The organism is Heyndrickxia faecalis, assembly GCF_040267745.1.
Taxonomy (GTDB): domain Bacteria; phylum Bacillota; class Bacilli; order Bacillales; family Bacillaceae_C; genus Weizmannia; species Weizmannia faecalis.
The window spans coordinates 1467425-1491139 of record NZ_CP158453.1; the positions used below are offsets into that span (position 1 = coordinate 1467425).

At 48.0% G+C, this 23715-nt stretch carries 23 protein-coding genes and 1 tRNA gene; 21 read left to right on the forward strand and 3 right to left on the reverse strand.

Translation table 11 applies throughout. The features are described 5' to 3' along the window. The first annotated feature begins 5 nt into the window (after positions 1-5). From racE to ABR335_RS06930, 4 genes are all read left to right on the forward strand, one after another. A complete protein-coding gene (racE, locus tag ABR335_RS06915) occupies positions 6-815 on the forward strand; it encodes a glutamate racemase (protein WP_014097821.1) in 810 nt (269 codons plus the stop codon). Between the two features lie 91 nt (positions 816-906). After that, positions 907-1122, forward strand: a complete 216-nt coding sequence (locus tag ABR335_RS06920; RefSeq protein WP_014097822.1) for a hypothetical protein — start codon at positions 907-909, stop codon at positions 1120-1122. Further along, complete coding sequence (locus ABR335_RS06925; protein ID WP_014097823.1) at positions 1119-1487, forward strand: spore coat protein; 369 nt, start codon at positions 1119-1121, stop codon at positions 1485-1487. The genes ABR335_RS06920 and ABR335_RS06925 overlap by 4 nt, the downstream gene beginning before the upstream one ends. A gap of 9 nt (positions 1488-1496) precedes the next feature. Further along, complete coding sequence (locus ABR335_RS06930; protein ID WP_017551092.1) at positions 1497-2633, forward strand: zinc-dependent alcohol dehydrogenase; 1137 nt, start codon at positions 1497-1499, stop codon at positions 2631-2633. 146 nt (positions 2634-2779) lie between these two features. Here the strand turns inward: ABR335_RS06930 and ABR335_RS06935 are convergent, their stop codons facing one another. Next, a complete protein-coding gene (locus ABR335_RS06935; protein WP_071451963.1) occupies positions 2780-3082 on the reverse strand; it encodes a spore coat protein in 303 nt (100 codons plus the stop codon). A gap of 252 nt (positions 3083-3334) precedes the next feature. Between ABR335_RS06935 and ABR335_RS06940 the strand changes: the two genes are divergently transcribed. The 6 genes from ABR335_RS06940 to ABR335_RS06965 all read left to right on the forward strand — a co-directional run bounded on the left by ABR335_RS06940 (position 3335) and on the right by ABR335_RS06965 (position 8564). Continuing rightward, positions 3335-4855, forward strand: a complete 1521-nt coding sequence (locus ABR335_RS06940) for an IS5-like element ISBco3 family transposase (RefSeq protein WP_350346674.1) — start codon at positions 3335-3337, stop codon at positions 4853-4855. Positions 4856-5096: 241 nt separating this feature from the next. After that, a complete protein-coding gene (locus ABR335_RS06945) occupies positions 5097-6137 on the forward strand; it encodes a GerMN domain-containing protein (protein ID WP_014097827.1) in 1041 nt (346 codons plus the stop codon). 107 nt (positions 6138-6244) lie between these two features. Continuing rightward, the gene (locus ABR335_RS06950) at positions 6245-6853 is read left to right on the forward strand and encodes an XTP/dITP diphosphatase (RefSeq protein WP_014097828.1); all 609 of its coding nucleotides are present in this window, start codon (positions 6245-6247) and stop codon (positions 6851-6853) included. Beyond that, positions 6850-7359 carry a metallophosphoesterase gene (locus tag ABR335_RS06955; protein WP_014097829.1) on the forward strand — a complete coding sequence of 170 codons (510 nt, stop codon included), beginning with the start codon at positions 6850-6852 and terminating at the stop codon, positions 7357-7359. The genes ABR335_RS06950 and ABR335_RS06955 overlap by 4 nt, the downstream gene beginning before the upstream one ends. 184 nt (positions 7360-7543) lie before the next feature. Then, a tRNA-Arg gene (locus ABR335_RS06960) sits at positions 7544-7617 on the forward strand. Between the two features lie 533 nt (positions 7618-8150). After that, positions 8151-8564 carry a hypothetical protein gene (locus tag ABR335_RS06965; protein ID WP_233896578.1) on the forward strand — a complete coding sequence of 138 codons (414 nt, stop codon included), beginning with the start codon at positions 8151-8153 and terminating at the stop codon, positions 8562-8564. 238 nt (positions 8565-8802) lie between these two features. Here the strand turns inward: ABR335_RS06965 and ABR335_RS06970 are convergent, their stop codons facing one another. Next, the gene (locus ABR335_RS06970; RefSeq protein WP_014097831.1) at positions 8803-9099 is read right to left on the reverse strand and encodes a hypothetical protein; all 297 of its coding nucleotides are present in this window, start codon (positions 9097-9099) and stop codon (positions 8803-8805) included. 134 nt (positions 9100-9233) lie between these two features. On the opposite strand from ABR335_RS06970, the gene ABR335_RS06975 reads away from it, so the two are divergent. The 7 genes from ABR335_RS06975 (at position 9234) to yihA (ending at position 18774) form a co-directional block, all read left to right on the forward strand. Beyond that, complete coding sequence (locus ABR335_RS06975) at positions 9234-9677, forward strand: YndM family protein (RefSeq protein ID WP_014097832.1); 444 nt, start codon at positions 9234-9236, stop codon at positions 9675-9677. 139 nt (positions 9678-9816) lie between these two features. After that, the gene (locus ABR335_RS06980) at positions 9817-10809 is read left to right on the forward strand and encodes a tetratricopeptide repeat protein (RefSeq protein ID WP_014097833.1); all 993 of its coding nucleotides are present in this window, start codon (positions 9817-9819) and stop codon (positions 10807-10809) included. A gap of 163 nt (positions 10810-10972) precedes the next feature. Further along, positions 10973-12259 carry a trigger factor gene (tig, locus tag ABR335_RS06985; protein ID WP_014097834.1) on the forward strand — a complete coding sequence of 429 codons (1287 nt, stop codon included), beginning with the start codon at positions 10973-10975 and terminating at the stop codon, positions 12257-12259. Between the two features lie 368 nt (positions 12260-12627). Beyond that, a complete protein-coding gene (gene clpX, locus ABR335_RS06990) occupies positions 12628-13896 on the forward strand; it encodes an ATP-dependent protease ATP-binding subunit ClpX (protein ID WP_014097835.1) in 1269 nt (422 codons plus the stop codon). Positions 13897-14187: 291 nt separating this feature from the next. Then, on the forward strand, positions 14188-15825 hold the full coding sequence (gene lonB / locus ABR335_RS06995; protein WP_014097836.1) for an ATP-dependent protease LonB: 1638 nt from the start codon (positions 14188-14190) through the stop codon (positions 15823-15825). Positions 15826-15868: 43 nt separating this feature from the next. After that, a complete protein-coding gene (lon, locus tag ABR335_RS07000) occupies positions 15869-18193 on the forward strand; it encodes an endopeptidase La (protein ID WP_014097837.1) in 2325 nt (774 codons plus the stop codon). Further along, entirely contained in the window at positions 18190-18774 is a 585-nt protein-coding gene (yihA, locus tag ABR335_RS07005; protein WP_014097838.1) for a ribosome biogenesis GTP-binding protein YihA/YsxC, read from the forward strand. The genes lon and yihA overlap by 4 nt, the downstream gene beginning before the upstream one ends. 176 nt (positions 18775-18950) lie before the next feature. Here the strand turns inward: yihA and ABR335_RS07010 are convergent, their stop codons facing one another. Continuing rightward, positions 18951-19445: a LiaI-LiaF-like domain-containing protein gene (locus tag ABR335_RS07010; protein WP_014097839.1), complete on the reverse strand. Its 495-nt coding sequence runs from the start codon at positions 19443-19445 to the stop codon at positions 18951-18953. Positions 19446-19630: 185 nt separating this feature from the next. Here ABR335_RS07010 and hemA point away from each other — a divergent pair, with 185 nt between their 5' ends. The 4 genes from hemA to ABR335_RS07030 are packed head-to-tail and all read left to right on the forward strand — an operon-like array spanning position 19631 to position 23532. Beyond that, positions 19631-20962, forward strand: coding sequence for a glutamyl-tRNA reductase (hemA, locus tag ABR335_RS07015; protein WP_350346675.1), 1332 nt, complete (start codon positions 19631-19633; stop codon positions 20960-20962). Between the two features lie 15 nt (positions 20963-20977). After that, entirely contained in the window at positions 20978-21802 is an 825-nt protein-coding gene (gene ccsA / locus ABR335_RS07020) for a cytochrome c biogenesis protein CcsA (protein ID WP_014097841.1), read from the forward strand. Positions 21803-21814: 12 nt separating this feature from the next. Beyond that, positions 21815-22747, forward strand: a complete 933-nt coding sequence (gene hemC, locus ABR335_RS07025) for a hydroxymethylbilane synthase (protein WP_014097842.1) — start codon at positions 21815-21817, stop codon at positions 22745-22747. Further along, entirely contained in the window at positions 22744-23532 is a 789-nt protein-coding gene (locus tag ABR335_RS07030; RefSeq protein WP_017551081.1) for a uroporphyrinogen-III synthase, read from the forward strand. The genes hemC and ABR335_RS07030 overlap by 4 nt, the downstream gene beginning before the upstream one ends. Positions 23533-23715 lie beyond the last annotated feature (183 nt).

Genomic DNA, 23715 nt, shown 5'->3' on the forward strand with positions numbered 1-23715 from the left:
GAAGTTTGAATGCACCAATAGGCGTGATTGATTCGGGGGTTGGCGGCCTGACCGTCGCAAAGGAAATGATGCGCCAGCTTCCGAATGAGACCATTTATTATGTGGGCGATACAGCACGATGCCCGTATGGACCGCGGCCGGTGGAAGAAGTCAAAAAATTCACTTGGCAGATGATCCGATTTCTGATGGACAAACAAATAAAAATGCTGGTCATCGCCTGCAATACGGCTACGGCAGTGATTTTGGACGAAGTCAGAGAAGAGCTGAAGATTCCGGTGCTCGGCGTCATTTATCCCGGCGCGCGGGCCGCTTTAAAACATACTAAAAATTTCCGGATCGGCGTGCTCGGCACGATCGGCACGATTAAAAGCCAGGCGTATGAACGGGCGTTAAAAAGCATCAATAAAAAAGTCAAGATTACGGCGCTTGCCTGCCCGAAATTTGTCCCGCTTGTGGAAAGCGGCCAGTACAACAGCCCGATTGCCAAAAAAATTGTCGCCGAAACCTTGTATCCGATCCAAAATTGCGGCATTGACACAGTCATTCTCGGGTGTACCCATTATCCGCTCCTCGGGCCGATTATCAAAAACGTGATGGGCGCGGGCGTTTCGGTCATCAGTTCCGGGGAGGAAACCGCGCGCGAAGTAAGCACGCTTCTTTACTTCCACGACCTTTTTAATATGGAAGACACGCGGCAGAAGCACCGCTTTTACACCACCGGCTCGAGCAAAATATTTGCCGCGCTTGCATCAGACTGGCTTGAACAGGATATTACTTGTGTGGAAACCATTCAATTGGGGGAGACGCTCTCCTGATTGGATGGTTTTTTTGTTTTGCCTTAGCCCAAGCCCGCATAGAAACGGCCGCGAATAGGCACAATAGCTTTTGAAAAACGGAGGTGGATATATGGAAAACAATGGTTTGGCTTACCACGAAACAAGGGAGCTCCATGAAATGCTCAATTTCAAAACCATTTGTTTATTAAAATCGAAAATGATGTCCGGCCTGGTATTCGACCAGGATTTGAAGGCATTGATGGAAAAAGACGTGCAGCAGGCAGAAGCAGCCATTCAAGAAATGAAAGCTTTATACAAGCTGAATCCGGGAGGGATGCTGCAATGATTCATGATTACTTGGAAATCGAAAACGCGGAAGGCATGCCAGAAATGGCGGATTCAGCGGTTGCACTTGAATTTTTGATGAGTATTAAAACCGGGATCCGGAACGCAGCGGCAGCCATTACGGAATCAAGAACGCCTGCAGTGAGGGCCGCATTCCAGAAACAGCTTGCAGAGGGCCTTTCCCTTCATGAAGAGGTTTCAAATTTCATGATGCAAAAAGGCTGGCTCCACCCGTATAACGTAGATGACCAGTACAAACTGGATATGAAATCCGCTGATATGGCGCTGATGATCGGCAAACTGAACCTGTTTCCCGGCAATACATCGCGCATGGGCATGATGGCGCAGATTGATGCGGACGAATAGGAGGAAAACATGAAAGCAGTCACTTTCCAGGGAATCAAAGATGTCAGAGTAAAAGATGTGCCGGAACCGAAAATAGAGAAAAAAGATGATATTATTGTGAAAATTACGTCATCGGCCATTTGCGGCTCCGATTTGCATCTCATCCACGGCATGATACCGAATTTTCCGGAAGACTATATCATCGGGCATGAGCCGCTCGGGATTGTCGAAGAAACCGGACCGGATGTCACGAAAGTCAAAAAAGGGGATAGGGTGATTATACCGTTCACTGTCGCCTGCGGGGAATGCTGGTATTGCACACACCATCTGGAAAGCCAGTGTGACAATGCGAATGCGAACGGCGAGATGGGCGGCTATTTTGGATATTCCCATCTGACAGGCGGCTATCCGGGGGGCCAGGCGGAATATTTACGCGTCCCGTATGCGAATTTTACACCGTTTAAAATTCCGGAAAACAGCGAAGTCAAAGATGAAGAACTCGTGTTGCTTTCAGATGCCGCTTCCACTGCGTTCTGGTCGGTGGACAATGCGGGTGTAAAAGACGGTGACACGGTTGTCGTGCTCGGCTGTGGACCGGTCGGCCTGCTTGCGCAAAAATTTGCATGGCTGAAAGGGGCGAAACGTGTCATTGCCGTTGATTATCTGGATTACCGGTTGCAGCATGCCAAGAAGTATAACAAAGTGGAAACCGTCAACTTTGAACAGCACGACAATACCGGCGAATATTTGAAAGAACTCACTAAAGGCGGTGCGGATGTTGTCATTGATGCAGTTGGCATGGACGGAAAAATGACACCGATGGAATATTTGACATCCGGGCTGAAACTCCAGGGCGGGGCGATGAGTGCGCTTGTCATCGCGTCACAGGCGGTGAGAAAAGGCGGCACCATCCAGGTAACAGGTGTTTACGGCGGCCGTTACAACGCATTTCCGCTCGGCGATATTTTCCAGCGCAATGTCAGCCTTCGCACGGGACAGGCGCCGGTCATTCATTATATGCCGTTTCTGTATGACCTTGTGGCGCAGGAAAAAGTCACACTCAGCGACATCGTGACGCATGTATTGCCGCTTGACCAGGCTGAAAAAGGATACGAAGTGTTTGATACAAGAACGGACAATTGCATAAAAGTGGTCCTCAAGCCGTAAAAAAAGCCCGGCGCTGCTTTTTTTAAAAGCAGGCCGGGTTTTTCGTGCCTGTCCTCTTCAAATGTGTAAAGCGAAAGCCAGCAGATAAGAGGGAGAAGGCCGGCTGCGCTTTAAACTGACGTAAAGTAAAGCAGTGGGTACGCCGTTTAATCGGGAAGGGGGATTTTTAAGGCGGTCCGGGCTGCCTGCATGTCGACATGCAACTGGTCCTCTATATGATAAGGGTGATAGTAACCCTTTTCAATCATAAAGTCCATGATCTTATCGTGCATGTCAATGGCCGCCAGAAGCTGTGCAGAAAGAGCGGCTCTGGCTTCCGCTGTTGCCGCCTCGGTTACCGCAAACGCGAGCATCTTCACACCGGACTTTGTTGAAATGAGCAAGTCAGATGCAATGATGCTGTCTGACATGTCCCCCATTCCGATGATGTTTTGGAGAAAGCCGTTCATTTTTCTTCCCTCCCCAAAAGCGACATGAGTTGTTCGATATCCTGCTTCGCCTGCTTTGCATCCTGCCCGAGCAGTTCTTTTAAAGCCGGATCCTGTGCAATGGCCGACATGGTTGCGGATTTTGTTAAACAGGGTTTGCTGAATAAACAAAAATTCCAGATTTGACAAGGATTTTGGCCACTTTTGTCGAATATAAAGTGTAAGGATTTTATAGGAAACGTATAAAAAACCTTGCACTTGGAGGCCGTTACGATGTACAAAAAGACCGAACATCAATTAACTTTTGTAGAAGATTTTTTTCTACCATTCGGTGGAAAATTAAATAAAGAAAATCGCTGGGTCCGTCTTGCTGAATTAATCCCTTGGTGGAAGGCTGAAGAAAAGTATGCCAAGTCCTTCAAGAAAAAATTCAAAGGTGAAAAGGCTTATTCTGTCAGAGTTGCTCTTGGGGCTCTCTATATCAAAGAACGGCTTGGGCTATCTGACCGGGAAACAGTCGAACAGATCACGGAAAACCCGTATCTTCAGTATTTTATTGGGTTGCCTGAATTCCAGGAAAAAGCCCCATTCGATCATTCTCTGATGACTCGTTTTAGAAAACGTTTGGGTGCAAACATCATCAATGAACTGAATGAATGGATTGTTCTGGAAGAACAAGAACGCCAATCGGAAGAAGCATCTAAGGAAAATGGCAACGATGATGATCACCATGATGATGACGATCATAGTAGTGGTGATCATCAACCTTCCGGTCCTGCTTCGGAAGAGAATTCAACTGGATCGGCTTCTCCTAAAACGAAGAACAAAGGAAAGCTCATTCTGGACGCAACCTGTGCACCGGCTGATATTGCTTACCCTACTGACCTGGGGCTTTTGAACGAAGCCCGTGAGAAACTGGAGCATATCATTGATGTACCGCATGAACCGCACAAAGGAAAATTACGAAAGCCAAGGACCTACAGAAAAAGAGCCCGCAGGGACTATCTTTCTGTCGCTAAGCAACGCAAAGCTGGAGCCCGGAAAATCCGGAAAGCTGTCGGCAAACAACTTGGATATGTGAAACGGAATCTGGAGATCATTGGAAATCTCATTTCCCAAAGCTCCCTGTCTCTTTTGAGCAAAGATGAATACCGACAACTCCTCGTGATTCATGAACTTTACCGCCAACAGGCAGAAATGTACAAAAAGAAAACACATCGGATTGACCACCGGATTGTGAGCATTTCCCAGCCGCATGTCCGTCCAATTGTGCGTGGCAAGGCAAAAGCGAACGTGGAATTCGGCTCAAAAGTCGCCATTAGCGTTGTAGATGGCTATGCCTTGATTGAGCAACTCGACTGGGAAAATTACAATGAAGGGATCACCCTTAGAGAATCTATTGAGAACTACTACAACCGGTTCGGATTTTATCCAGAAGCGATTTTAGCAGATAAAATCTACCGAAACCGTGACAACCTAGCATACTGTAAATCTCTTGGCATTCGTCTGAGTGGGCCAAGGTTGGGACGCCCATCCAAAACGGAAGACAAAACCTTAGAACGCGTGGCAAGGCAGGATGCCTCCGAACGTAATGCCGTTGAAAGCAAATTTGGCGAAGGCAAGCGCAAGTATGGGCTAGGCCTTATTCGAGCACGCCTTCAGGAGACCAGTGAAACAGTAGTAGCCCTTCAATTCCTTATAATGAATCTGGAGCGGAAGCTCAGGGTTCTTTTTTTGAAATTTTTGTACAACACTATTTTATATTTTAATAACCGTAATTTGGCTTGTATCTGACAGAATCTGATTCGTTCAGCAAGCCCTAAACAGATGTTTTTAAACATTAATATTTCGTGCATATCAAGCGTTTCATGGACGCCCAGTGTCTGGTCCAAATCAATCCCTCCTGTTCAGCTATATTTTTATTATGGAAAAGCGTGCCGTTTTTATTCTGCCCCGAAATTTTTGCATGTCCGGTCTAATTTTTCGGAATGCCAGTATACATAGTAGTACAAACAGTCTTCGGGAGGGGAAAGGGATGGTAAAAAAAGCAAAGGCAGCCGGCAAGCTTGCCCTGGCGTTTGCGGCATGCAGCATCTGGATCTCGGGTTGCAGCCTGCTACCTGAGAAGCAGCCGGAAAAAATTGATCCACATCAAAGTGTTTCTGTAAAAGACGGAGCGAAACAAACCGCAAAAGCAAAGAAAGGGCAGGTGCTAACAGAGCTGTATTTGATTGATAAATACGGTTATGTCGTTCCACAAACGATCGCCTTGCCCGAAAGCAAAAGCATTGCAAAACAGGCACTGGAATACCTCGTGCAGGACGGCCCGGTTTCCAATTTGCTGCCGAACGGCTTCCGCGCGGTCCTTCCCGCGAATACGCAGTTGTCGGTAGATGTGAAAGACGGTTTGGCGACGGTCGACTTTTCGGGGGATTTCAAAGACTATCAAGCGCACGATGAACAAAAAATATTGGAATCGGTCACATGGACGCTGACCCAGTTCGACTCCATTCAAAAGGTCTCGCTTAAAATGAATGGCAAAAAACTGAAGGCGATGCCGGTTGCGGGGACACCCGTAAGCCCGGATGGTTTGACAAGGGAGGCAGGCATCAATACGGATACAAAGTATGTTGCCGATATTACAAATACCCATCCGGTCACCGTTTATTATTTGGCGGAAACAGGGGAGCAAAGCTATTATGTGCCGGTAACGAAGCGCGTTGCGGACAGTAACAAGGACGATGTCGCAGCAGCGGTTGAAGAACTGGTTAAAGGTCCTTCCCCGGGTTCCCATCTTGTGTCCGGATTCATGGACGATGTCAAACTGAAGAAACAGCCGGAAGTGGCAAACGGGAAAGTGACGGTTGATTTTAATAAAGAAATTTTAGGGAGCCTCGATAAAAAGATGATCTCAAACGAAGTGCTCGATCCGCTCGTCCTGACGCTGACCGAGCAAAAAGGGATTAAAAGCGTTGCAGTCGAAGTGGACGGCAGTACAAAGCTTGTTACAGAAGACGGAAAATCGGTTTCAGAACCGGTGACAAGGCCGGAAAAAGTCAACACGGGTAGTTTTTAGCGTGGTTTTTTTGTTATACTATAGAATATGGGACAAAAGGGGTAGCCAGACTACCTCTTATTTGTATCGTGCATACATAATACATTTCCTTTAAAAGGGGGAGAAAATTGGCGGCTGTTTTGATTGCAACAAAAAACAAAGGTAAAGCAAAAGAATTTGCAGCTTTATTTTCCCGGTTCGAGCTCGAGGTGAAAACGTTTTTGGATATGGAAGGCGCACCGGACGTAGAGGAAACGGGGAAAACGTTTGAAGAAAATGCGATTTTAAAAGCGGAAGCGGCGGCCAATGCATACGGCATGATGGCAATTGCCGATGATTCGGGGCTTATGATCGATGCGCTTGGCGGCAGGCCGGGGGTTTATTCTGCACGCTATGCAGGGAAAGAGAAAAATGATGAGGCAAACATCGATAAGGTGCTTTCCGAGCTTGAAGGGGTACCGGATGAAAAACGTACAGCTTCTTTTTATTGTGCACTTGCGGTTGCCCGCCCTGGAAAAGAAACATTTACGGTGTCCGGGACGCTTCAGGGAAGGATCACGCGGGAAAGGATCGGAGAGAACGGATTCGGGTACGATCCCATTTTTATGCTTCCGTCCGGCAAAACGCTTGCCCAGCTTTCTGCCGAAGAAAAAAATAAAATCAGCCACCGTGCCCATGCACTGGCAAAACTTTCGGATGCACTGTATTCGATTTTAGGGGAGGAAGGCAAAAAATGAAACTGCTGATTGCAAGTGACAGCCACGGACTTACGGAAGAGCTGATCGAGCTTAAACGGCGGTACGGCGGGGAAATGGACGCGATGATCCATTGCGGCGATTCGGAGTTGCGAGCGGACGAGGAGGCCATCCGGGACTTTTTAACCGTGCGCGGCAATTGCGATTATGAGCGGAAATTTCCGCTTGATATCACGAAAGAAATTGGGGACAGCAAAATATTTGTCACCCACGGCCACCATTATAATGTAAAAATGACCCTGTTGAATTTGTCTTATAAAGCAAAAGAAGTGGGGGCGGATTTTGTTTTTTTCGGGCACTCCCATATTCTCGGTGCCGAGCTGATTGAAAATACTCTTTTCCTGAATCCCGGCAGCCTTTTGATGCCAAGAGGCAGGACGGAACGGACGTATGCGGTTGTGGAGAAAAACGGAAATACGATCCGTGTTTCATTTTATACGGACAAGCACCGCGAACTTGAGGATTTACGCCAGGAATTCTCGTTATGACGCCGGGAACTCCGGCTGCAGAGCAAGGCGGGTACGAAGCCGGGCCAATCCGGTTGCGGAAACCGCTGCCTGCTGCTGCACCCGCCCGTTGCAGGAAAAAATCGTGTTTTTTTCAAATTCATGATTGACATTTGCCCGCCTGCTGATTAAAATGATATATGTTCGTAACAAACCATTTTAAAATGTCCCAGTAGCTCAGCAGGATAGAGCATCGGCCTTCTAAGCCGCAGGTCGGGGGTTCGAATCCCTCCTGGGACGTATGCACGTCCAGTTAGGACAAATAGAGGTCTTAAAGATGCTTGAAAATGCTGTTATATCAACTTTTTCAAGCGTTTTTAATTTTTCTGAGAAAAGTTCAAAAAGGTGGGTTTTGATTTCGTTTTACACATTTTTTACACAAGCCGCATCGCCTTTCTGAATGCTTGCTGAACCGGAAAGGGCAGGACAGAATGAGGGTTGTCCACTATGAGAACACCAAACGGATCAAACCTTACCTGGAATGGCAAAACAGGCCTGCTTGATGTCCAACCACGAAAGAATATGCTGGAATCCGGCGCGAAGAAGGGAAAGACTCAAAGAAGAAAGGATACAAAAAGAACGTAATCCACTCCATCAAAATGTTTAGGGAAGCTACAGAATCCGAACCGATCGCTAGAATGCCCGATGATCTATTTGAAAAAATCAAAAGAATCCTGCGGAAAATAGAGCAAGGGTATGAATGTTTCCAAATCGGAGAAGGGAAGAGGTGAATAAAGCTGATTAGCTATAGAAGAGAGGTTAGATTAAGGGATTTGGAAATATATATGCTATATAATGACAATGTTTCTATGGGATATTTAATTATCGAGGATTTAAGAAGGCCACTAAACGAAAGCGAGCTTCAACTCTTGCCATTTCGTACAATGGATGAAGAGGATATTGACGATGTCAAGAATACAATTAAAATAGATATCGTATTAGATGGGGATGATTATAGTAGTGAAGAGCGGGGGATCTTTGAAGAATTTGCAATGGATTTAGTAGACGGGAAGCCCCATTGTGCTTACTTATGTAAAACACATGTCAATGAAAAATTTTTCTATGAACGTCCTGTGGACCCTGGCCCTGCAGATTATCAGAAATTATTGGAGTTAGTGGAATCTGGTTTTAATATTTCTGATCATATTTTTGATCACGAGCATTTGATGCATTTATCTCAAGATTGAAATAAGACGACGGCGGCAAAAAGGCCGTCTTTATTTTTATTGCGATGCATGTGGGATACTCTCGGTGTGGACATCTGTTTGTAAGGGGGACAGTCAAGAGCAAGGGTGTCTATTGGGAGATGGGAGTTGAAGGAAGCGAAGGGGTCGCCTGGGACGTAGCACATAACCGCAAAAAGGCCGGGCAGCAAGGAAAAACCTTGTGACCCGTCCTTTTGTGTAAAAAGGGTGTAAAGAGCCGTTATGATTTTTTCCCTTCTTTTTCCAGTTCTTTCATTTCTTTATGGGTTTGCGGAAATCCGTTTGCGATCCATTCGGAACGGTATGTGGAGTCCAGCTGTGTGAGCCCTTTTTCTTCCGGTACTTTGTCCGCATCCACACTTTCCATTTGGTCGATTTTTTTGCTGTTTCTCATATCCGTATCTTCCCACGTTTCAGCCGAATCTTTTTGCCGTTTATTGCAAGCGGCCATGACCAGCACGGCTCCCCCGGCGGAAAGCAAAGTGCCTGAAATCAGATTCATCATTGACCTTTTCATCGAATCCCTCCGTCATGTGTAGACTTGTTATTCATTACCCCTTTTTTCTTCTTTTAAATCATCCCATCATGTTTCAATCCTTTTTCATTTGGACAAACTATAAGTAAAACTGCCTGTTTAAGGGAGGAATTGAAATGCGAAATGCAATCGTTTTACTGGCAAAATTTATCACGTGCATTGTCGCTTTTGCGGTTGCGCTTGATCTCTTTTTCGATGCGACGATCACAGACATTTTATCGTTCAGCCTGCTTGTCACAATAGTGTCTTATGTTGTTGGAGATGTGCTCCTTTTGCCACGCATTGGGAATTGGAAAGCAACCGTTGTTGATTTTTTGCTTGTTTATGCCAGTGTCTGGATTTTCGGGAACGTCGTGCTTGACAATTATTTGCAAATTGCATGGGGCAGCTTCATTGCCGCCTGCCTGATTTCGGCTGCGGAAGTGCTCGTGCACAGGTTTTTGCATCATGATGCCCCAAGCGCTGAAAACACGGCAAAAAGGCAAAATCAACGCCTTGCTTATGGCACGGAAATGGCTGAGGAAGAGGACATTCACGATATCAGACCGGACAAGAAATAAGCAAGCCGGACACGGAAGCTTTATGGCTTTCTGTGTTTGGCTTTTTTCATAATAGAAAGCCCCCTGGCAGTATAAACCCTTTGCAAAAAAACCGGTTCATGCTACACTAGTGACGATCTAAAAAAAGGCGGAATGGACAATGAAAAACGGAAAAAGCAATGTGGTGCCGTTCCCCCGTCTGAAAGAACGCCTCTTGGAGCGGGGACTCGAATCCATCAGCCAAAAAGAATATAAAGAAGCTGCCGCGCTGCTTCGCCAGGCACGCCGGCTTGACCATGACGATGGGGAAATCGGGACCGCCTACATGATTGCGCTCTATGAAGCCGGCGATTATGAAGGGGCGAAAGAACAAGGCAGACAAATGCTTCGTGAAGGAAACGGTGACTACTTCGAAATCCTCGATCTGTTTCTCATGATTCTTGTCCAGCTCGGTGAACATGAAGAAATCAGCAGTACCTTGCGCGCTCTGCTGGAAGAAAAAGAAGCCCCACCGGACAAGCTGGATCATTATGAAAAACTGCTCGCTTTCAGTGAAAAGCGGATGCAAATGCCAAAACCAGAACGGGAGCCCGAGCATACGGGCCGTAAGCTTTTTGAAACCGGGGACCAGGAAGAACAAATCTTGCGGGTTTCGCATCTTGTGCATGAAAATATCCGGCCGTATCTCGATGAAATCCGGGCATATATCCGGGATCCGGACAAACATCCGTTTATCCAGACCCTTTTGCTGAACGTTTTAAAAGAACAGGGGATCACGGATGAATTCGAGGTGCAAAAACTCGGCAAGGCTGGCGCCGTAAATCCCGCGCATCTTTTGCCGATTTTTGAAACGCAGCTGTATAATCTTTTGATTACGCGGCTTTCAAGGGATGTCGAACAAAAAAATCCGACACTTTTTGCTCAGATTAAAACGGTTTTGGACCGGCATTTTTTCCTGCTGTACCCGTTTGAACCGGAGCCGGAAGATCCCGCGCTGTGGACGGCTGCCTACTACAGCATGGGCCTGAAGCTTTTCGGGCAGGAAGCGTATTTTGATAAAATCGCGATGTACTATTCGGTGGAGCCGGATACCTTGCTTGAGGCCGTCCGCTATCTCGAAAGCCTTGAGGAAATTTCTTTGCCGAATCTGTAGGCTCATCATTGAAAGACAAAAAAGCTATGTTATAATTAAATGGTTGTAAACTGTCTTTTTTCAATCCGTATTTGAAAAAAGCAATAGACAAGGGAATCAGGAAACAGACCCGGTCTATTTCCTATTATTACATTATTATTTATAGATTGTTGGAGGGAAAGGTATGTCAGCAAAATGGGAAAAAACTGAAGGAAACCAGGGGATCCTGACAGTTGAAGTAGATGCTGAAACGGTTGATAAAAGTCTGGATAAAGCCTTCAAAAAAGTAGTGAAACAAATCAATGTCCCGGGTTTCCGGAAGGGCAAAATCCCGCGTCCTTTATTTGAAAAACGTTTCGGTGTAGAATCTCTTTACCAGGATGCACTGGATATGATCGTGCCTGGCGAATACGAAAAAGCGATCGAAGAAACCGGTATTGAACCGGTTGATACGCCGAATATCGATGTCGAACAAATGGAAAAAGGTAAACCGCTAATCTTTAAAGCGACTGTTACCGTGAAACCGGAAGTGAAACTTGGCGAATACAAAGGCCTTGAAGTCGAAAAACCGGATACAGACGTAACGGACGAAGACGTGGAAGAAGAATTGAAGAAATTGCAGGAACGCCTTGCCGAACTCGTGATCAAAGAAGACGGCGAAGCGGAAATGGGCGACACGGTTGTCATCGACTTCGAAGGATTCGTTGACGGCGAAGCGTTTGAAGGCGGATCTGCGGAAAACTATTCGCTTGAACTTGGTTCGGGCAACTTTATCCCAGGTTTTGAAGAACAATTAGCAGGCGTAAAAACCGGCGATGAAAAAGAAATTGAAGTTACTTTCCCGGAAGAATACCACGCTAGTGAACTTGCAGGCAAAAAAGCTACTTTCAAGGTGAAAGTCCATGAAATCAAAGCGAAACACCTGCCTGAACTGGACGATGAATTCGCGCAGGATGCGGATGACGAAGTGGAAACGCTGGATGCATTAAAAGAAAAAATCCAAAAAGATTTAAAAGAATCGAAAGAACATGCAGCAAAACACGCGGTTGAAGATGCAGTGGTCGAAAAAGCTGCGGAAAATGCAGAAATGGACATTCCAGAAGCGATGATCAATACGGAATTAAACCGCATGCTGCAAGAATTCGAACAAAACTTGAGTGCCCAGGGGCTGAACCTCGAACTTTACTATCAGTTCTCCGGCCAGAATGAAGAAGCGCTCCGCAATCAGATGAAAGAAGATGCGGAAAAACGCGTCCGCTTTAATCTGACGCTTGAAGCGATTGCCAATGCGGAAAACCTTGAAGTATCCGATGAAGAAGTGGATGAAGAACTGAAGCGCATGTCCGAAATGTACGGCATGTCCGTTGACGATATCAGGCGGGTGCTCGGTTCTACGGACGGCATTAAAGCCGATCTGAAAGCGCGCAAAGCGATCGATTTTCTTGTGCAAAACAGCAAAACTGTTGCATAATATAAATAGAAATACAAGGCACGGCACTGGCTCGTGTCTTGTTTTCTAACCTGCGGGCTGTGCCAAAAAATACATAGAAGCCCATACTGTAAGATAAGCGCACCAGAAACTTAGCCGATGCAATTTTTCAGGATGGAGAAGCATATTCGTCTGGTTTTTGGGAAAATCTGGAGTAGACAGGAATTTTACATATGCATGGAGAATGGTATAAGCAGTTTATTTCCTGCCGGCATCGTTTTGTGATACAATCCATATACAAATCACAGCAAAAGGGGTTTGTATAATGGTAAGCGGGAGTCATGAAGGGTCCCTGTTATTTCGGGAACTGCCAATGGAATGGAAGAAGTACAATATAAGGGGTGAATGGAATGTTCAAATTCAGCGATGAAAAACAGCAGTTAAAATGTTCTTTCTGCGGAAAATCGCAGGACCAGGTGCGAAAATTGGTCGCTGGTCCGGGTGTGTATATATGTGATGAATGTATTGAATTGTGCACGGAAATTGTTGAAGAAGAATTTGGCACAGAAGAAGAAGTAGAATTCAAAGACATTCCGAAGCCGCATGAAATCCGTGAAATTCTTGCGGAATACGTGATCGGCCAGGAACAGGCGAAAAAATCGCTTGCGGTTGCCGTATATAACCATTATAAACGGATTAATTCCAACAGCAAAATCGATGAAGTCGAACTGGCAAAAAGCAATATTTGCTTAATCGGGCCGACAGGGAGCGGGAAAACGCTGCTTGCGCAAACGCTGGCACGTATTTTAAATGTGCCGTTTGCGATTGCCGATGCCACATCGTTGACGGAAGCCGGTTATGTCGGGGAAGACGTCGAAAATATTTTGTTAAAGCTGATTCAAGCAGCTGATTATGATGTGGAAAAAGCGGAAAAAGGCATCATCTACATTGATGAGATTGATAAAATTGCCCGTAAATCGGAAAACCCTTCGATTACACGCGATGTTTCCGGCGAAGGCGTGCAGCAGGCGCTCCTGAAAATTCTGGAAGGCACGGTTGCGAGCGTTCCGCCTCAAGGAGGGCGCAAACATCCGCACCAGGAATTTATCCAGATTGACACAACCAATATTCTGTTTATTTGCGGCGGTGCGTTTGACGGCATCGACCAGATCATTAAACGCCGCCTCGGCAAAAAAGTGATCGGTTTCGGCACCGATTTAAAAAATGACGAACTCGATGAACAATCGCTCCTGAAGCACGTACTGCCGGAAGATTTGCTTTCTTTCGGGCTGATTCCAGAATTCATCGGCCGTCTTCCGGTTATTGCCACTTTGGAACAATTGGATGAAGAAGCATTGATTAAGATTTTGACCGAACCGAAAAATGCGCTGGTCAAGCAGTACAAAAAAATGTTGGAACTCGACCATGTAGAATTGGAATTTGAACAGGATGCGCTGAAGGAAATCGCGAAAAAAGCGATCGAAAGAAAAACGGGTGCACGCGGCTTGCGTTCCATTATTGAAGGCATTATGCTCGATGTCATGTTTGACTTGCCGTCCCGGGAAGATATTGAAAAATGTATTGTTACAAAAGAATCCGTCCTGGACAAAGAATTCCCGAGGCTCGTGCTGAAAGACGGCACAGTCATTGAAGGCAGCGACCAGACAAAATCGGCATAAATAAGCGGAGCCGGGCTGCCCGCCGGCAATCCGGCGTGAACATTCTTTTTTGAACAGGAACCGGTCTAAGGCAGCAGGGCTAAATTCCTGGTATTGGCACAGCGCCGGAAAAATGAGAGGCGAAGCAGAATAAAGAAGCAATGGGCGAGCGGTGCGCTTGCCCTTTTTTCTTCCGCCCAGCCGTTCCTGGTTTTCAGAAATCCCCGTTTATTCCCTCCGGCAGCCGGAGATACTAGGTAAATAAGGAAGCGGCATGATCAGGCTGCAACTGAAATGCTTGGAGGGAACAGGATGAATTGGACGGGGATTGCCTTATTGATCCAGCTATTTTTCGGGATCATTATCGGGCTTTACTTTTGGAACTTGCTAAAAAGCCAAAAAACACAAAAAATTACGATAGACCGCGAATCAAAAAAAGAAATGGAACAGTTGCGGAAACTACGGGAAATTTCTTTATCTGTGCCGCTTTCGGAACGCGTCCGCCCGGCAGCATTCGCGGATATTGTGGGCCAGGAAGACGGCATTAAAGCACTGCGGGCGGCACTTTGCGGCCCAAACCCGCAGCACTGTATCATTTACGGGCCGCCCGGTGTCGGCAAAACGGCAGCGGCCCGGCTTGTGCTTGAGGAAGCTAAAAAAAATCCGAAATCCCCTTTTCAACGTGACGCTGTTTTTGTTGAACTGGATGCCACAACAGCCCGCTTTGATGAGAGGGGCATTGCCGATCCTTTAATCGGTTCCGTGCACGACCCGATCTACCAGGGGGCGGGCGCCATGGGGCAGGCCGGCATCCCGCAGCCGAAACAGGGTGCGGTCACCTCTGCCCACGGCGGCGTCTTGTTTATTGATGAAATCGGGGAATTGCATCCGATCCAAATGAATAAATTATTGAAAGTACTAGAAGACAGGAAAGTTTTTTTGGAAAGTGCGTATTACAATCCCGAAAACCGGGAAATTCCACATCATATCCATGATATTTTTCAAAATGGACTACCTGCAGATTTCCGGCTGATCGGCGCAACGACCAGAACGCCGAAAGAAATTCCGGCTGCCATCCGTTCGCGCTGCATGGAAGTGTTTTTTCGCGAACTTGACCGTGGTGAAATTAAACAGGTTGCAAAAAAAGCAGCTGATAAAATCCATATGGCAATCAGCGAAAATGGCCTGGACATTTTGGCGCAATATACGCAAAATGGCAGGGAAGCGGTCAATATGGTGCAAATTGCTGCAGGGCTTGCAATCCAGGAAGGACAGGATTTTATCCGGGAGGAGGACCTGGAATGGGTGGCAACAGCCAGCCAGTTGTCGCCGCGCTATGAGAAAAAGGCCCCTGAACAGCCGGCTGCAGGGCTTGTTAACGGGCTTGCCGTAACCGGTCCGAACACAGGGATGCTTCTTGAAATTGAAGTAGCGGCCATTCCGGCAAAAGAAAGGGGCAGCGTCAACATTACCGGGATTGTGGACGAAGAGAGTATCGGCGGCGAAGGGAAATCGGTCCGCAGAAAAAGCATGGCGAGAGGTTCCGCCGAAAACGTCATTACCGTTTTACGGACGATGGGTGTACCCGCTGACCAGTATGACCTCCATGTTAATTTTCCGGGTGGGATTCCGGTTGACGGCCCTTCCGCCGGGATTGCGATGGCATGCGGCATTTATTCCGCCATTTATAAAATTCCTGTTGACCAGACAGTAGCCATGACAGGGGAAATCAGCCTGCACGGCAAGGTCAAACCGGTCGGCGGCGTGTATGCCAAAATAAAAGCAGCAAAACAGGCAGGAGCCAAAACGGTGATCATTCCTGCCGAAAACATGCAGGCCTCGTTCAAGGAAATCACAGGCATTGCGATCGTTCCGGTCCGGCAGCTGGAAGAAGTCCTGGATATCGCATTAAAGAAACATTTTAACGACAATGCGCTCATAGGGGGTTAATGGACAGGCCCCCTAAAAGACGTATCAAGATAGGGGTGCTGAGATGACAACACAATCCGCATACACAATTCCTTTGCTTCCTTTACGGGGGATTCTTGTGTATCCATCGATGGTTTTGCACTTGGACGTCGGCCGGGACTACTCTGTCCAGGCCCTTGAAAACGCCATGATGCATGGCAGCGAAGTTTTCATGACGACACAAAAAGACGTTTCCATCGAAGAACCAAAACAGGAAGATTTATACCAAACCGGAACGCTCACAAAAGTGAACCAGATGATGAAACTGCAGAACGGGACGATCCGGGTGCTCGTGGAAGGCGTGCGGCGCGCAAAAATCGTCTCTTTTGAAGATGAAGGCACCTTTTATTCCGTCGAAGTCGAAACATTTGATGAGCAGTTTCGGCCGGATGCTGAAACGGAAGCGTTGATGCGCACGATGCTCGAATTTTTCGATCAGTACATCAGCCAGTCGAAAAAAATTTCGGGTGAAACCTTCCAGGCGGTCTCCGATATGGAAGACGGGGGCAAGGCGGCCGATATTATCGCATCCCATTTGCCGCTCCGCCTTCCGCAAAAGCAGGACATTCTCGAAACGATTGATATAAAAGAAAGAATACGAAAGCTGATCGGGCTGATCAAAAATGAACAGGAAATTTTGCAACTTGAAAAAGAAATCAGCCAACAAGTGAAAAAGTCGATGGAGCGGACGCAAAAAGAATATTATTTGCGGGAACAAATGAAAGCCATCCAGAAAGAACTCGGTGATAAAGAAGGCAAAACGGCGGAAGTGCATGAGCTGCGCGAAAAAATTTTAAATGCTGGCATGCCCGAGCATGTGGCCAATACCGCGTTCAAAGAATTGGACCGGTATGAAAAAATCCCGGCTGCCTCGTCTGAAAGCGCGGTGATCCGCAATTATTTGGACTGGCTGATCACGCTCCCGTGGTCGAACGCTACGGAAGATGATCTCAACGTCGCGAAAGCGGAAAAGATTTTGAATGAAGACCACTACGGCCTTGAAAAAGTAAAGGAGCGCGTCCTTGAATACTTGGCGGTGCAGCAGTTGACCCGTTCGATCAAGGGGCCGATTCTTTGCCTTGCCGGGCCTCCGGGTGTCGGGAAAACGAGCCTGGCACGGTCAATCGCAAAATCTTTGGGCAGAAAATTTGTCCGCGTTTCGCTCGGCGGTGTAAGGGACGAATCGGAAATCCGTGGCCACCGGAGAACGTATGTCGGCGCGATGCCGGGGCGGATCATCCAGGGCATGAAAAAAGCCGGCACGATAAATCCGGTTTTTTTGCTCGATGAAATCGATAAAATGGCCAGCGACTTTCGCGGCGACCCCTCAGCCGCAATGCTTGAGGTGCTCGATCCGGAACAGAACCATGCGTTCAGCGACCATTTTATTGAAGAGCCGTATGATTTGTCGAAAGTGATGTTTATTGCAACGGCCAACGATCTGTCTGGGGTTCCCGGCCCTTTGCGCGACCGGATGGAAATCATTTCGATCTCCGGATATACGGAATTGGAAAAAATTGAAATTGCCAAGACCCATCTGCTCCCTAAGCAAATAAAAGAAAACGGGCTTGCTCGCAATCAGCTGAGGATGGATGCGGAAGCCCTCCGCCTGATCGTGCGCCGCTATACACGCGAAGCAGGCGTGCGCGGCCTGGAACGGAGATTGGCCGAAATTTGCAGGAAAACGGCGAAAATCATAGTATCAGGGAAAAGGAAACGGGTCACGGTCTCAGCAAAAAATATCGTTGACTTTCTCGGGAAGCCGCTTTTCCATTACGGGCAGGCCGAGATGGAAGACCAGATTGGCGTAGCGACCGGGCTTGCCTACACGACCGTCGGTGGCGATACGCTTCAGATCGAAGTGTCGCTTTCACCGGGGAAAGGAAAGCTGGTCCTGACCGGAAAACTCGGTGATGTGATGAAAGAGTCCGCTCAGACTGCTTTCAGTTTTGTCCGTTCAAAAGCTGAAGCACTCGGGCTTGCGCCTGATTTCCATGAAAAGTATGATATTCATATCCACGTTCCGGAAGGCGCTGTGCCGAAAGACGGCCCTTCTGCCGGGATCACGATTGCGACCGCCCTGATTTCCGCACTGACGAAGCATGCCGTGCATAAGGAAGTCGGGATGACAGGCGAAATCACCCTGCGCGGCAGAGTACTCCCGATCGGCGGATTGAAGGAAAAGTCGCTCGGCGCACATAGAGCGGGACTGAAGAAAATTATTATTCCGAAAGAAAATGAGAGAGATTTGGATGACATTCCGGAAAGCGTGCGCGGGGATCTCCATTTTTACCCGGTCACGCATATGGATGAAGTCATTGAAATTGCCATTGCAGGTGAGGAGAAATGAAAGTAACGGAGGCAGAACTGGTCATCAGCGCGGTGCGGCAGGAGCAATATCCGGAAGGGCATTTGCCGGAAATTGCGCTTGCCGGACGGTCAAATGTGGGAAAGTCTTCCTTTATCAATAAAATGATCAACCGTAAAGCCCTTGCCAGAACCTCTTCCAAGCCGGGGAAAACCCAGACGCTGAACTTTTACAAAATCGAAAACAAATTATACTTTGTCGACGTTCCCGGCTACGGGTTTGCGAAGGTGTCGAAAAAAGAACGGGAAAAATGGGGCCGGATGATTGAGACGTACATGACGTCAAGAAAACAGCTGAAGACGGTCGTGCTCATTGTCGATGTCCGGCATCCGCCGACAAACGATGACTGTTTGATGTACAATTTTTTAAAGTACTATAAAATCCCGTGTATCGTCGTTGCCACAAAAGCTGACAAAATCCCGAAAGGCAAATGGGCATCTCATTTGAAAACAGCAAAAGAAACGCTGAATCTGGAAAAAGAAGACGAAATCATTTTATTTTCATCTGAAACAGGAGAGGGAAAGGACAAAGTGTGGGCTTCCCTGATGGAAAGAATTAAGTGAATAAAGCCCGGGGCCAGCATGCGGGCACCGGGCTTTTCTGCAGGATCCGGATCTAAAATCGTATTTTTTAGCGGTCCGGCCCCGGAAAATGCCGGTAATGAGCGCCTGGTTGTTTTTTTGGGCGCGCGGGGCTGTTTGGGTACTTGGCTTTTCATGCCGGACTGCACGGGCGGGTGTTATTTCCGCCCCCTTCTTTTCGCAAACAGCAGGTAGACGCCGATTACGACAAGCACGGCCGGCCAGAAATTGATCAGGGAAGAAACATTGTTTTCGACAAGGCCGAACCATCCCATTACTTTATCGGAAAACAGGAGCAATATGGATAGCACGAGAAACAACAGCCCGTAAAACGTGCCGTCCCCGGTTTTTTGCGAACGGAGCAAAAAGCCGATGGCAATAATGAGAACAAAGACCCCGATATTATCCGGCCAAATGGCGATTTTGCCGGCAAGGTGGAAGTGGAGGCCGAACCCGACGAGAATGACCCCCGGCAAAATTGATTCCCCGTCTCGGCCCCAGTAGCCTTCGCCTAAAAAAGCGAGCCCGACAATGATCAACAGCGTCGGCCATGTAAAGTAGTCCTTCATGCCGGTGAGGTCAAAACGCTGCAAATAAAAATACAGCCCGAACCCGATCAGGATAATCGCGGAAAAAATTTTGCGGCTTTTCAATGGGACACACTTCTTTCCTTCAATCTAGATGCTTGAAACCATCGCCTGTTTCTGCTATTTTACAGGTAGGAATGGTATTATTTCAAAAGAGAAAAACGAGCTTTTTTCTTCTATTCATCTTAACATAGATCAACATTCAATCCTATGCATTTGGCAAGATAAAATGGGGGTGCCGGAGGGCAACAATGAGAATACTTACTGTCGGATTAAATTATAAATCTGCGCCGGTTGAAATCCGCGAACAGCTGTCGTTTGATGAGGCGGAACTCGCGGATGCGATGGCGGCGCTGCAAAAGAAAAAGAGCATTTTGGAAAATGTCATCGTGTCTACATGCAATCGTACGGAAATTTATGCGGTTGCCGACCAGGCACACACCGGGCGTTATTATATTAAAGATTTTCTGTCAGAATGGTTCGGAATAGATAAGGAAGCATTTGCCCCCTATCTGTTTATTTACGAAGACAACGAAGCCATTGCGCATTTGTTTAAAGTGATTTGCGGGCTTGACTCGATGGTGCTCGGTGAAACGCAAATTCTCGGGCAGGTGAGGGACAGTTTTCTGCTGGCCCAAGCATCCGGTTCAACCGGCACCATTTTTAACCGCCTGTTCAAAGATGCGGTCACACTAGCGAAAAAAGCCCATACGGAAACGGAAATTGCTTCCAATGCTGTTTCGGTCAGTTATGCGGCTGTGGAGCTTGCGAAGAAAATTTTTGGCGATATGGCTGATAAAAAAGTGGTCATCATCGGCGCCGGCAAGATGGGCGAACTGGCTGCGGAAAACATTCACGGCAGCGGTGCCACCCGGATTACCGTCATCAACCGGACGCCGGAAAAAGCCGGGCTTCTTGCCGCACGCTTCGATGGCGAGGCACTCGGGCTGGCATCTTTGGAAACGGCGCTTTTGGATGCGGATATCGCGATTACCTCCACTTCGGCAAAAGGGTACATCCTTACAGCAGACAGGCTGAAACCCATTGAAAAGAAACGGAACGGGCGCCCACTGCTGCTTGTCGATATTGCCGTGCCGCGCGATATTGATCCGGAAGCCGCGTCCCTTGAATCCGTTTTCTTGTATGATATTGACGACCTGGAAGGCATCGTGGAAGCCAACTTGAAAGAACGCGAAAAAGCCGCCCGGCAGATTGCGGACATGATTTCCGATGCCGTTTGCGCATTCAATGAATGGGTCCATACACTCGGGGTGGTGCCGGTGATCACGGCGCTCAGGGAAAAAGCGCTCGCGATCCAGGCGGAAACGATGAAAAGCATTGAACGGAAGCTGCCGGACTTAACAGAACGCGAACGGAAAGTCATCAGCAAACATACAAAAAGCATTATTAACCAGATGCTGAAAGATCCGATTCTGCAGGCAAAAGAAATGGCGGGTTCGCCGGATGCAGCCCGGAATCTAGAACTGTTCCGCCAAATTTTTAATTTAGAAACAGAAACGGGACAAGCGGAACCGGCAGCCGAAATGGCGCGGCATGCAGTCCGCCCGTCCTATTCGGGTTAACCGGGGAGCCCGGCAATGTATGCCGTATGGACGGACAGACTGCATGAAGGCATGATTTTGCTTTATGCAGCCAGTATTTTGCTTTATTTTCTTGACTTTCTCCACCGGAACCGGAAGGCTAACAAGGCTGCCTTCCGTTTTCTTTCCGTTGTCTGGGCATTGCAGACGGTTATATTTATTTTGTACATGGCTCACACCAGACGGTTCCCGGTCTTGACATTGTCTGAGGGGCTTTATTTTTATGCATGGGCATTGCTGACGCTGTCTCTGGCCCTGAACCGCCTGCTGCGCGTTGACTTTACCGTGTTTTTTACAAATGTCATCGGCTTTTTTATCATGACGGTCCACGCTTTTGCCCCGGAGAAGGTCTCACAAGGGGCAGGAAGAATGGTATCGGAACTTTTGCTCATGCATATTACGATGACGCTGATTGCTTATGTGCTGTTTTCCCTGTCCTTTGTCTTTTCCGTTCTGTATTTATTACAATATAAGTGGCTGAAGGAAAAGAAATGGAGCCACAGAATCTGGCGCCTGAATGACCTTGCAAAACTGGAGCGGCTTTCGAAATGGATGAATGCCATTGCGGTCCCGGTCCTTTTGCTCGGGCTGATTCTCGGGCTATGGTGGGCATACTTGCGGCTTCCGGCCATTCACTGGCTTGATCCGAAAATTGTCGGGTCGTTTGTCGTGCTGCTTGTATACAGTTTTCTCCTGTATGGGGGCGAACGCCGCCACATGTTCGGAAAAACACTGGCTTATTGGAATATGGCTGCTTTTTTAATCATTTTGATTAACTTTTTTCTAATTACAGGATTATCGGATTTTCATTTGTATTATTAGGAGGATTGCCGGATGAGAACAATTGTCGTAGGGTCGAGGCGGAGCAAACTTGCCCTGACGCAGACGAAATGGGTGGTGGCGAAGCTTGAACAGCTCGGACTGCCTTTTCGTTTTGAAATCAGGGAAATCACCACAAAAGGCGATAAAGTGCTCGATGTCACCCTGTCCAAAGTCGGCGGGAAAGGCCTGTTTGTGAAAGAAATTGAAGATGCCATGTTGAATCATGAAATTGACATGGCTGTACATAGCATGAAGGACGTGCCGGCTGTGCTTCCGGACGGGCTTGTGATCGGCTGCATTCCGGAACGTGAAGATGTCCGGGATGCCTTGATTTCCAAAAACGGCACCCCTTTTTCCAGCCTTAAGGAAGGGGCGGTTGTCGGGACAAGCAGCCTCCGCCGCGGCGCCCAGCTGCTTGCTGTAAGAAGCGATATCCGCATTAAGTCTGTTCGCGGCAATATTGATACAAGGCTGGAAAAATTAAAAAACGGGGATTACGATGCGATCGTCCTCGCGGCAGCCGGTTTAAAACGGATGGGCTGGAGTGCGGATACCGTCACCGAATTTTTTGATCCGGATATTTGCCTGCCTGCAATCGGGCAGGGCGCGCTCGCTGTCGAATGCCGCGCCGATGACGGGGAACTGCTCGATGCGCTCCGGAAGCTCGACAGCGCAGAAACGGCGGAAACGGTAAAGGCGGAGCGCGTCTTCCTTGATAAAATGGAAGGCGGCTGCCAGGTACCGATTGCCGGCCTTGCGAAGAAAACGGCAGAAGGCATTTCCCTCACTGCCCTTGTCGCTTCCCCTGATGGCAAAACGGTATATAAAGAAACGGTTGTCTCCCACAACCCGGTAACGGCCGGAGAAAAGGCGGCAGATATTTTAAGCCGGCAAGGGGCAAAGGCGCTGATTGAACAAGTGAAAGCGGAGCTCGGGCAGTCATGACGGCAAATGGGCCTTTAAGCGGGAAAAATATCCTGATCACAAGAGGCGGAAAAGACGGCGAAAAGCTCGCCGCACAAATTGAAGCGCTCGGCGGCACCCCTTTTGTCGTCCCGATGGTTTCCTTCCGTGCATATGCCGACCTGTCCGCATCTGTATTTTTGCGAAAACTCTCGGCATACGACTGGGTTGTGTTTACAAGCAAAAACGGGGTCCGTTATTTTTTGGAAGCATGCAGCCGTGCGGGTATAGCATGTGAGCATTTGAACATAAACTGGGCAGCTGTGGGAAAAAAGACGGCTGCCTGTATGGAACAGTCCGGTTTAAAGGTTTCTTTTGCGCCCCGGAAGTTTACGGCAAAAGATTTTGCCCGGGAATTTTTGCGGAGCGGACACCGGGCAAGCCGCGTCCTTCTCCCGAAAGGAAACATGGCCGGGACAGAAATTGCGGATTTTCTAAGAAAAAGCGGTATAATAGCAGAGGAATGGATTGTCTATGAGACGTATATGCCGGAGGGGGCAAAAGAAAAGCTTACCCGTTTGCTCGGGCGGGAGCACATCGATTTTGCTCTGTTTTTAAGCCCGTCCGCCTTCCGCCATTTTAAAGGCGCGCTTGAAGAAAGCGGCATGGATATCGCTGGGCTTTCAACCCGGATCGCAGTCATCGGCCCTTCAACCAGGCAGGCAGTGGAAAAAGCCGGCAGCCGTGCAGCGGTTTGCCCGGATGAATACACCGTCGAGGCCATGCTTGGGGCATTATGCGATTTTGTCCGTTTAGAAGAAAAATAGATAGAAACCGGCACGAACCCGGGATTGAAGCGGCCGGCCTAACAAACCGGCTGCCATGTACGGTTTTCTCCGAGAGATTACCAGCCGGGCGATGTTCGACACGAAGAAAACAAAATAGAAAAAGCGGGATTTGCCCGCGACCGTCGCAATCATTCCCAACAAGCCGGCAGCTGTGCATACTTC

What these genes read in the sequence shown, in the direction of transcription:
- ABR335_RS06920 (WP_014097822.1), top strand. Translation starts at nt 907, where the DNA reads ATGGAAAACAATGGTTTGGCTTACCACGAAACAAGGGAGCTCCATGAA.
- ABR335_RS06925 (WP_014097823.1), top strand. Translation starts at nt 1,119, where the DNA reads ATGATTCATGATTACTTGGAAATCGAAAACGCGGAAGGCATGCCAGAA.
- ABR335_RS06930 (WP_017551092.1), top strand. Translation starts at nt 1,497, where the DNA reads ATGAAAGCAGTCACTTTCCAGGGAATCAAAGATGTCAGAGTAAAAGAT.
- ABR335_RS06935 (WP_071451963.1), bottom strand. Translation starts at nt 3,082, where the DNA reads ATGAACGGCTTTCTCCAAAACATCATCGGAATGGGGGACATGTCAGAC.
- ABR335_RS06940 (WP_350346674.1), top strand. Translation starts at nt 3,335, where the DNA reads ATGTACAAAAAGACCGAACATCAATTAACTTTTGTAGAAGATTTTTTT.
- ABR335_RS06945 (WP_014097827.1), top strand. Translation starts at nt 5,097, where the DNA reads ATGGTAAAAAAAGCAAAGGCAGCCGGCAAGCTTGCCCTGGCGTTTGCG.
- ABR335_RS06955 (WP_014097829.1), top strand. Translation starts at nt 6,850, where the DNA reads ATGAAACTGCTGATTGCAAGTGACAGCCACGGACTTACGGAAGAGCTG.
- ABR335_RS06970 (WP_014097831.1), bottom strand. Translation starts at nt 9,099, where the DNA reads ATGAAAAGGTCAATGATGAATCTGATTTCAGGCACTTTGCTTTCCGCC.
- ABR335_RS06975 (WP_014097832.1), top strand. Translation starts at nt 9,234, where the DNA reads ATGCGAAATGCAATCGTTTTACTGGCAAAATTTATCACGTGCATTGTC.
- ABR335_RS06980 (WP_014097833.1), top strand. Translation starts at nt 9,817, where the DNA reads ATGAAAAACGGAAAAAGCAATGTGGTGCCGTTCCCCCGTCTGAAAGAA.
- tig (WP_014097834.1), top strand. Translation starts at nt 10,973, where the DNA reads ATGTCAGCAAAATGGGAAAAAACTGAAGGAAACCAGGGGATCCTGACA.
- clpX (WP_014097835.1), top strand. Translation starts at nt 12,628, where the DNA reads ATGTTCAAATTCAGCGATGAAAAACAGCAGTTAAAATGTTCTTTCTGC.
- lonB (WP_014097836.1), top strand. Translation starts at nt 14,188, where the DNA reads ATGAATTGGACGGGGATTGCCTTATTGATCCAGCTATTTTTCGGGATC.
- lon (WP_014097837.1), top strand. Translation starts at nt 15,869, where the DNA reads ATGACAACACAATCCGCATACACAATTCCTTTGCTTCCTTTACGGGGG.
- yihA (WP_014097838.1), top strand. Translation starts at nt 18,190, where the DNA reads ATGAAAGTAACGGAGGCAGAACTGGTCATCAGCGCGGTGCGGCAGGAG.
- hemA (WP_350346675.1), top strand. Translation starts at nt 19,631, where the DNA reads ATGAGAATACTTACTGTCGGATTAAATTATAAATCTGCGCCGGTTGAA.
- ccsA (WP_014097841.1), top strand. Translation starts at nt 20,978, where the DNA reads ATGTATGCCGTATGGACGGACAGACTGCATGAAGGCATGATTTTGCTT.
- hemC (WP_014097842.1), top strand. Translation starts at nt 21,815, where the DNA reads ATGAGAACAATTGTCGTAGGGTCGAGGCGGAGCAAACTTGCCCTGACG.
- ABR335_RS07030 (WP_017551081.1), top strand. Translation starts at nt 22,744, where the DNA reads ATGACGGCAAATGGGCCTTTAAGCGGGAAAAATATCCTGATCACAAGA.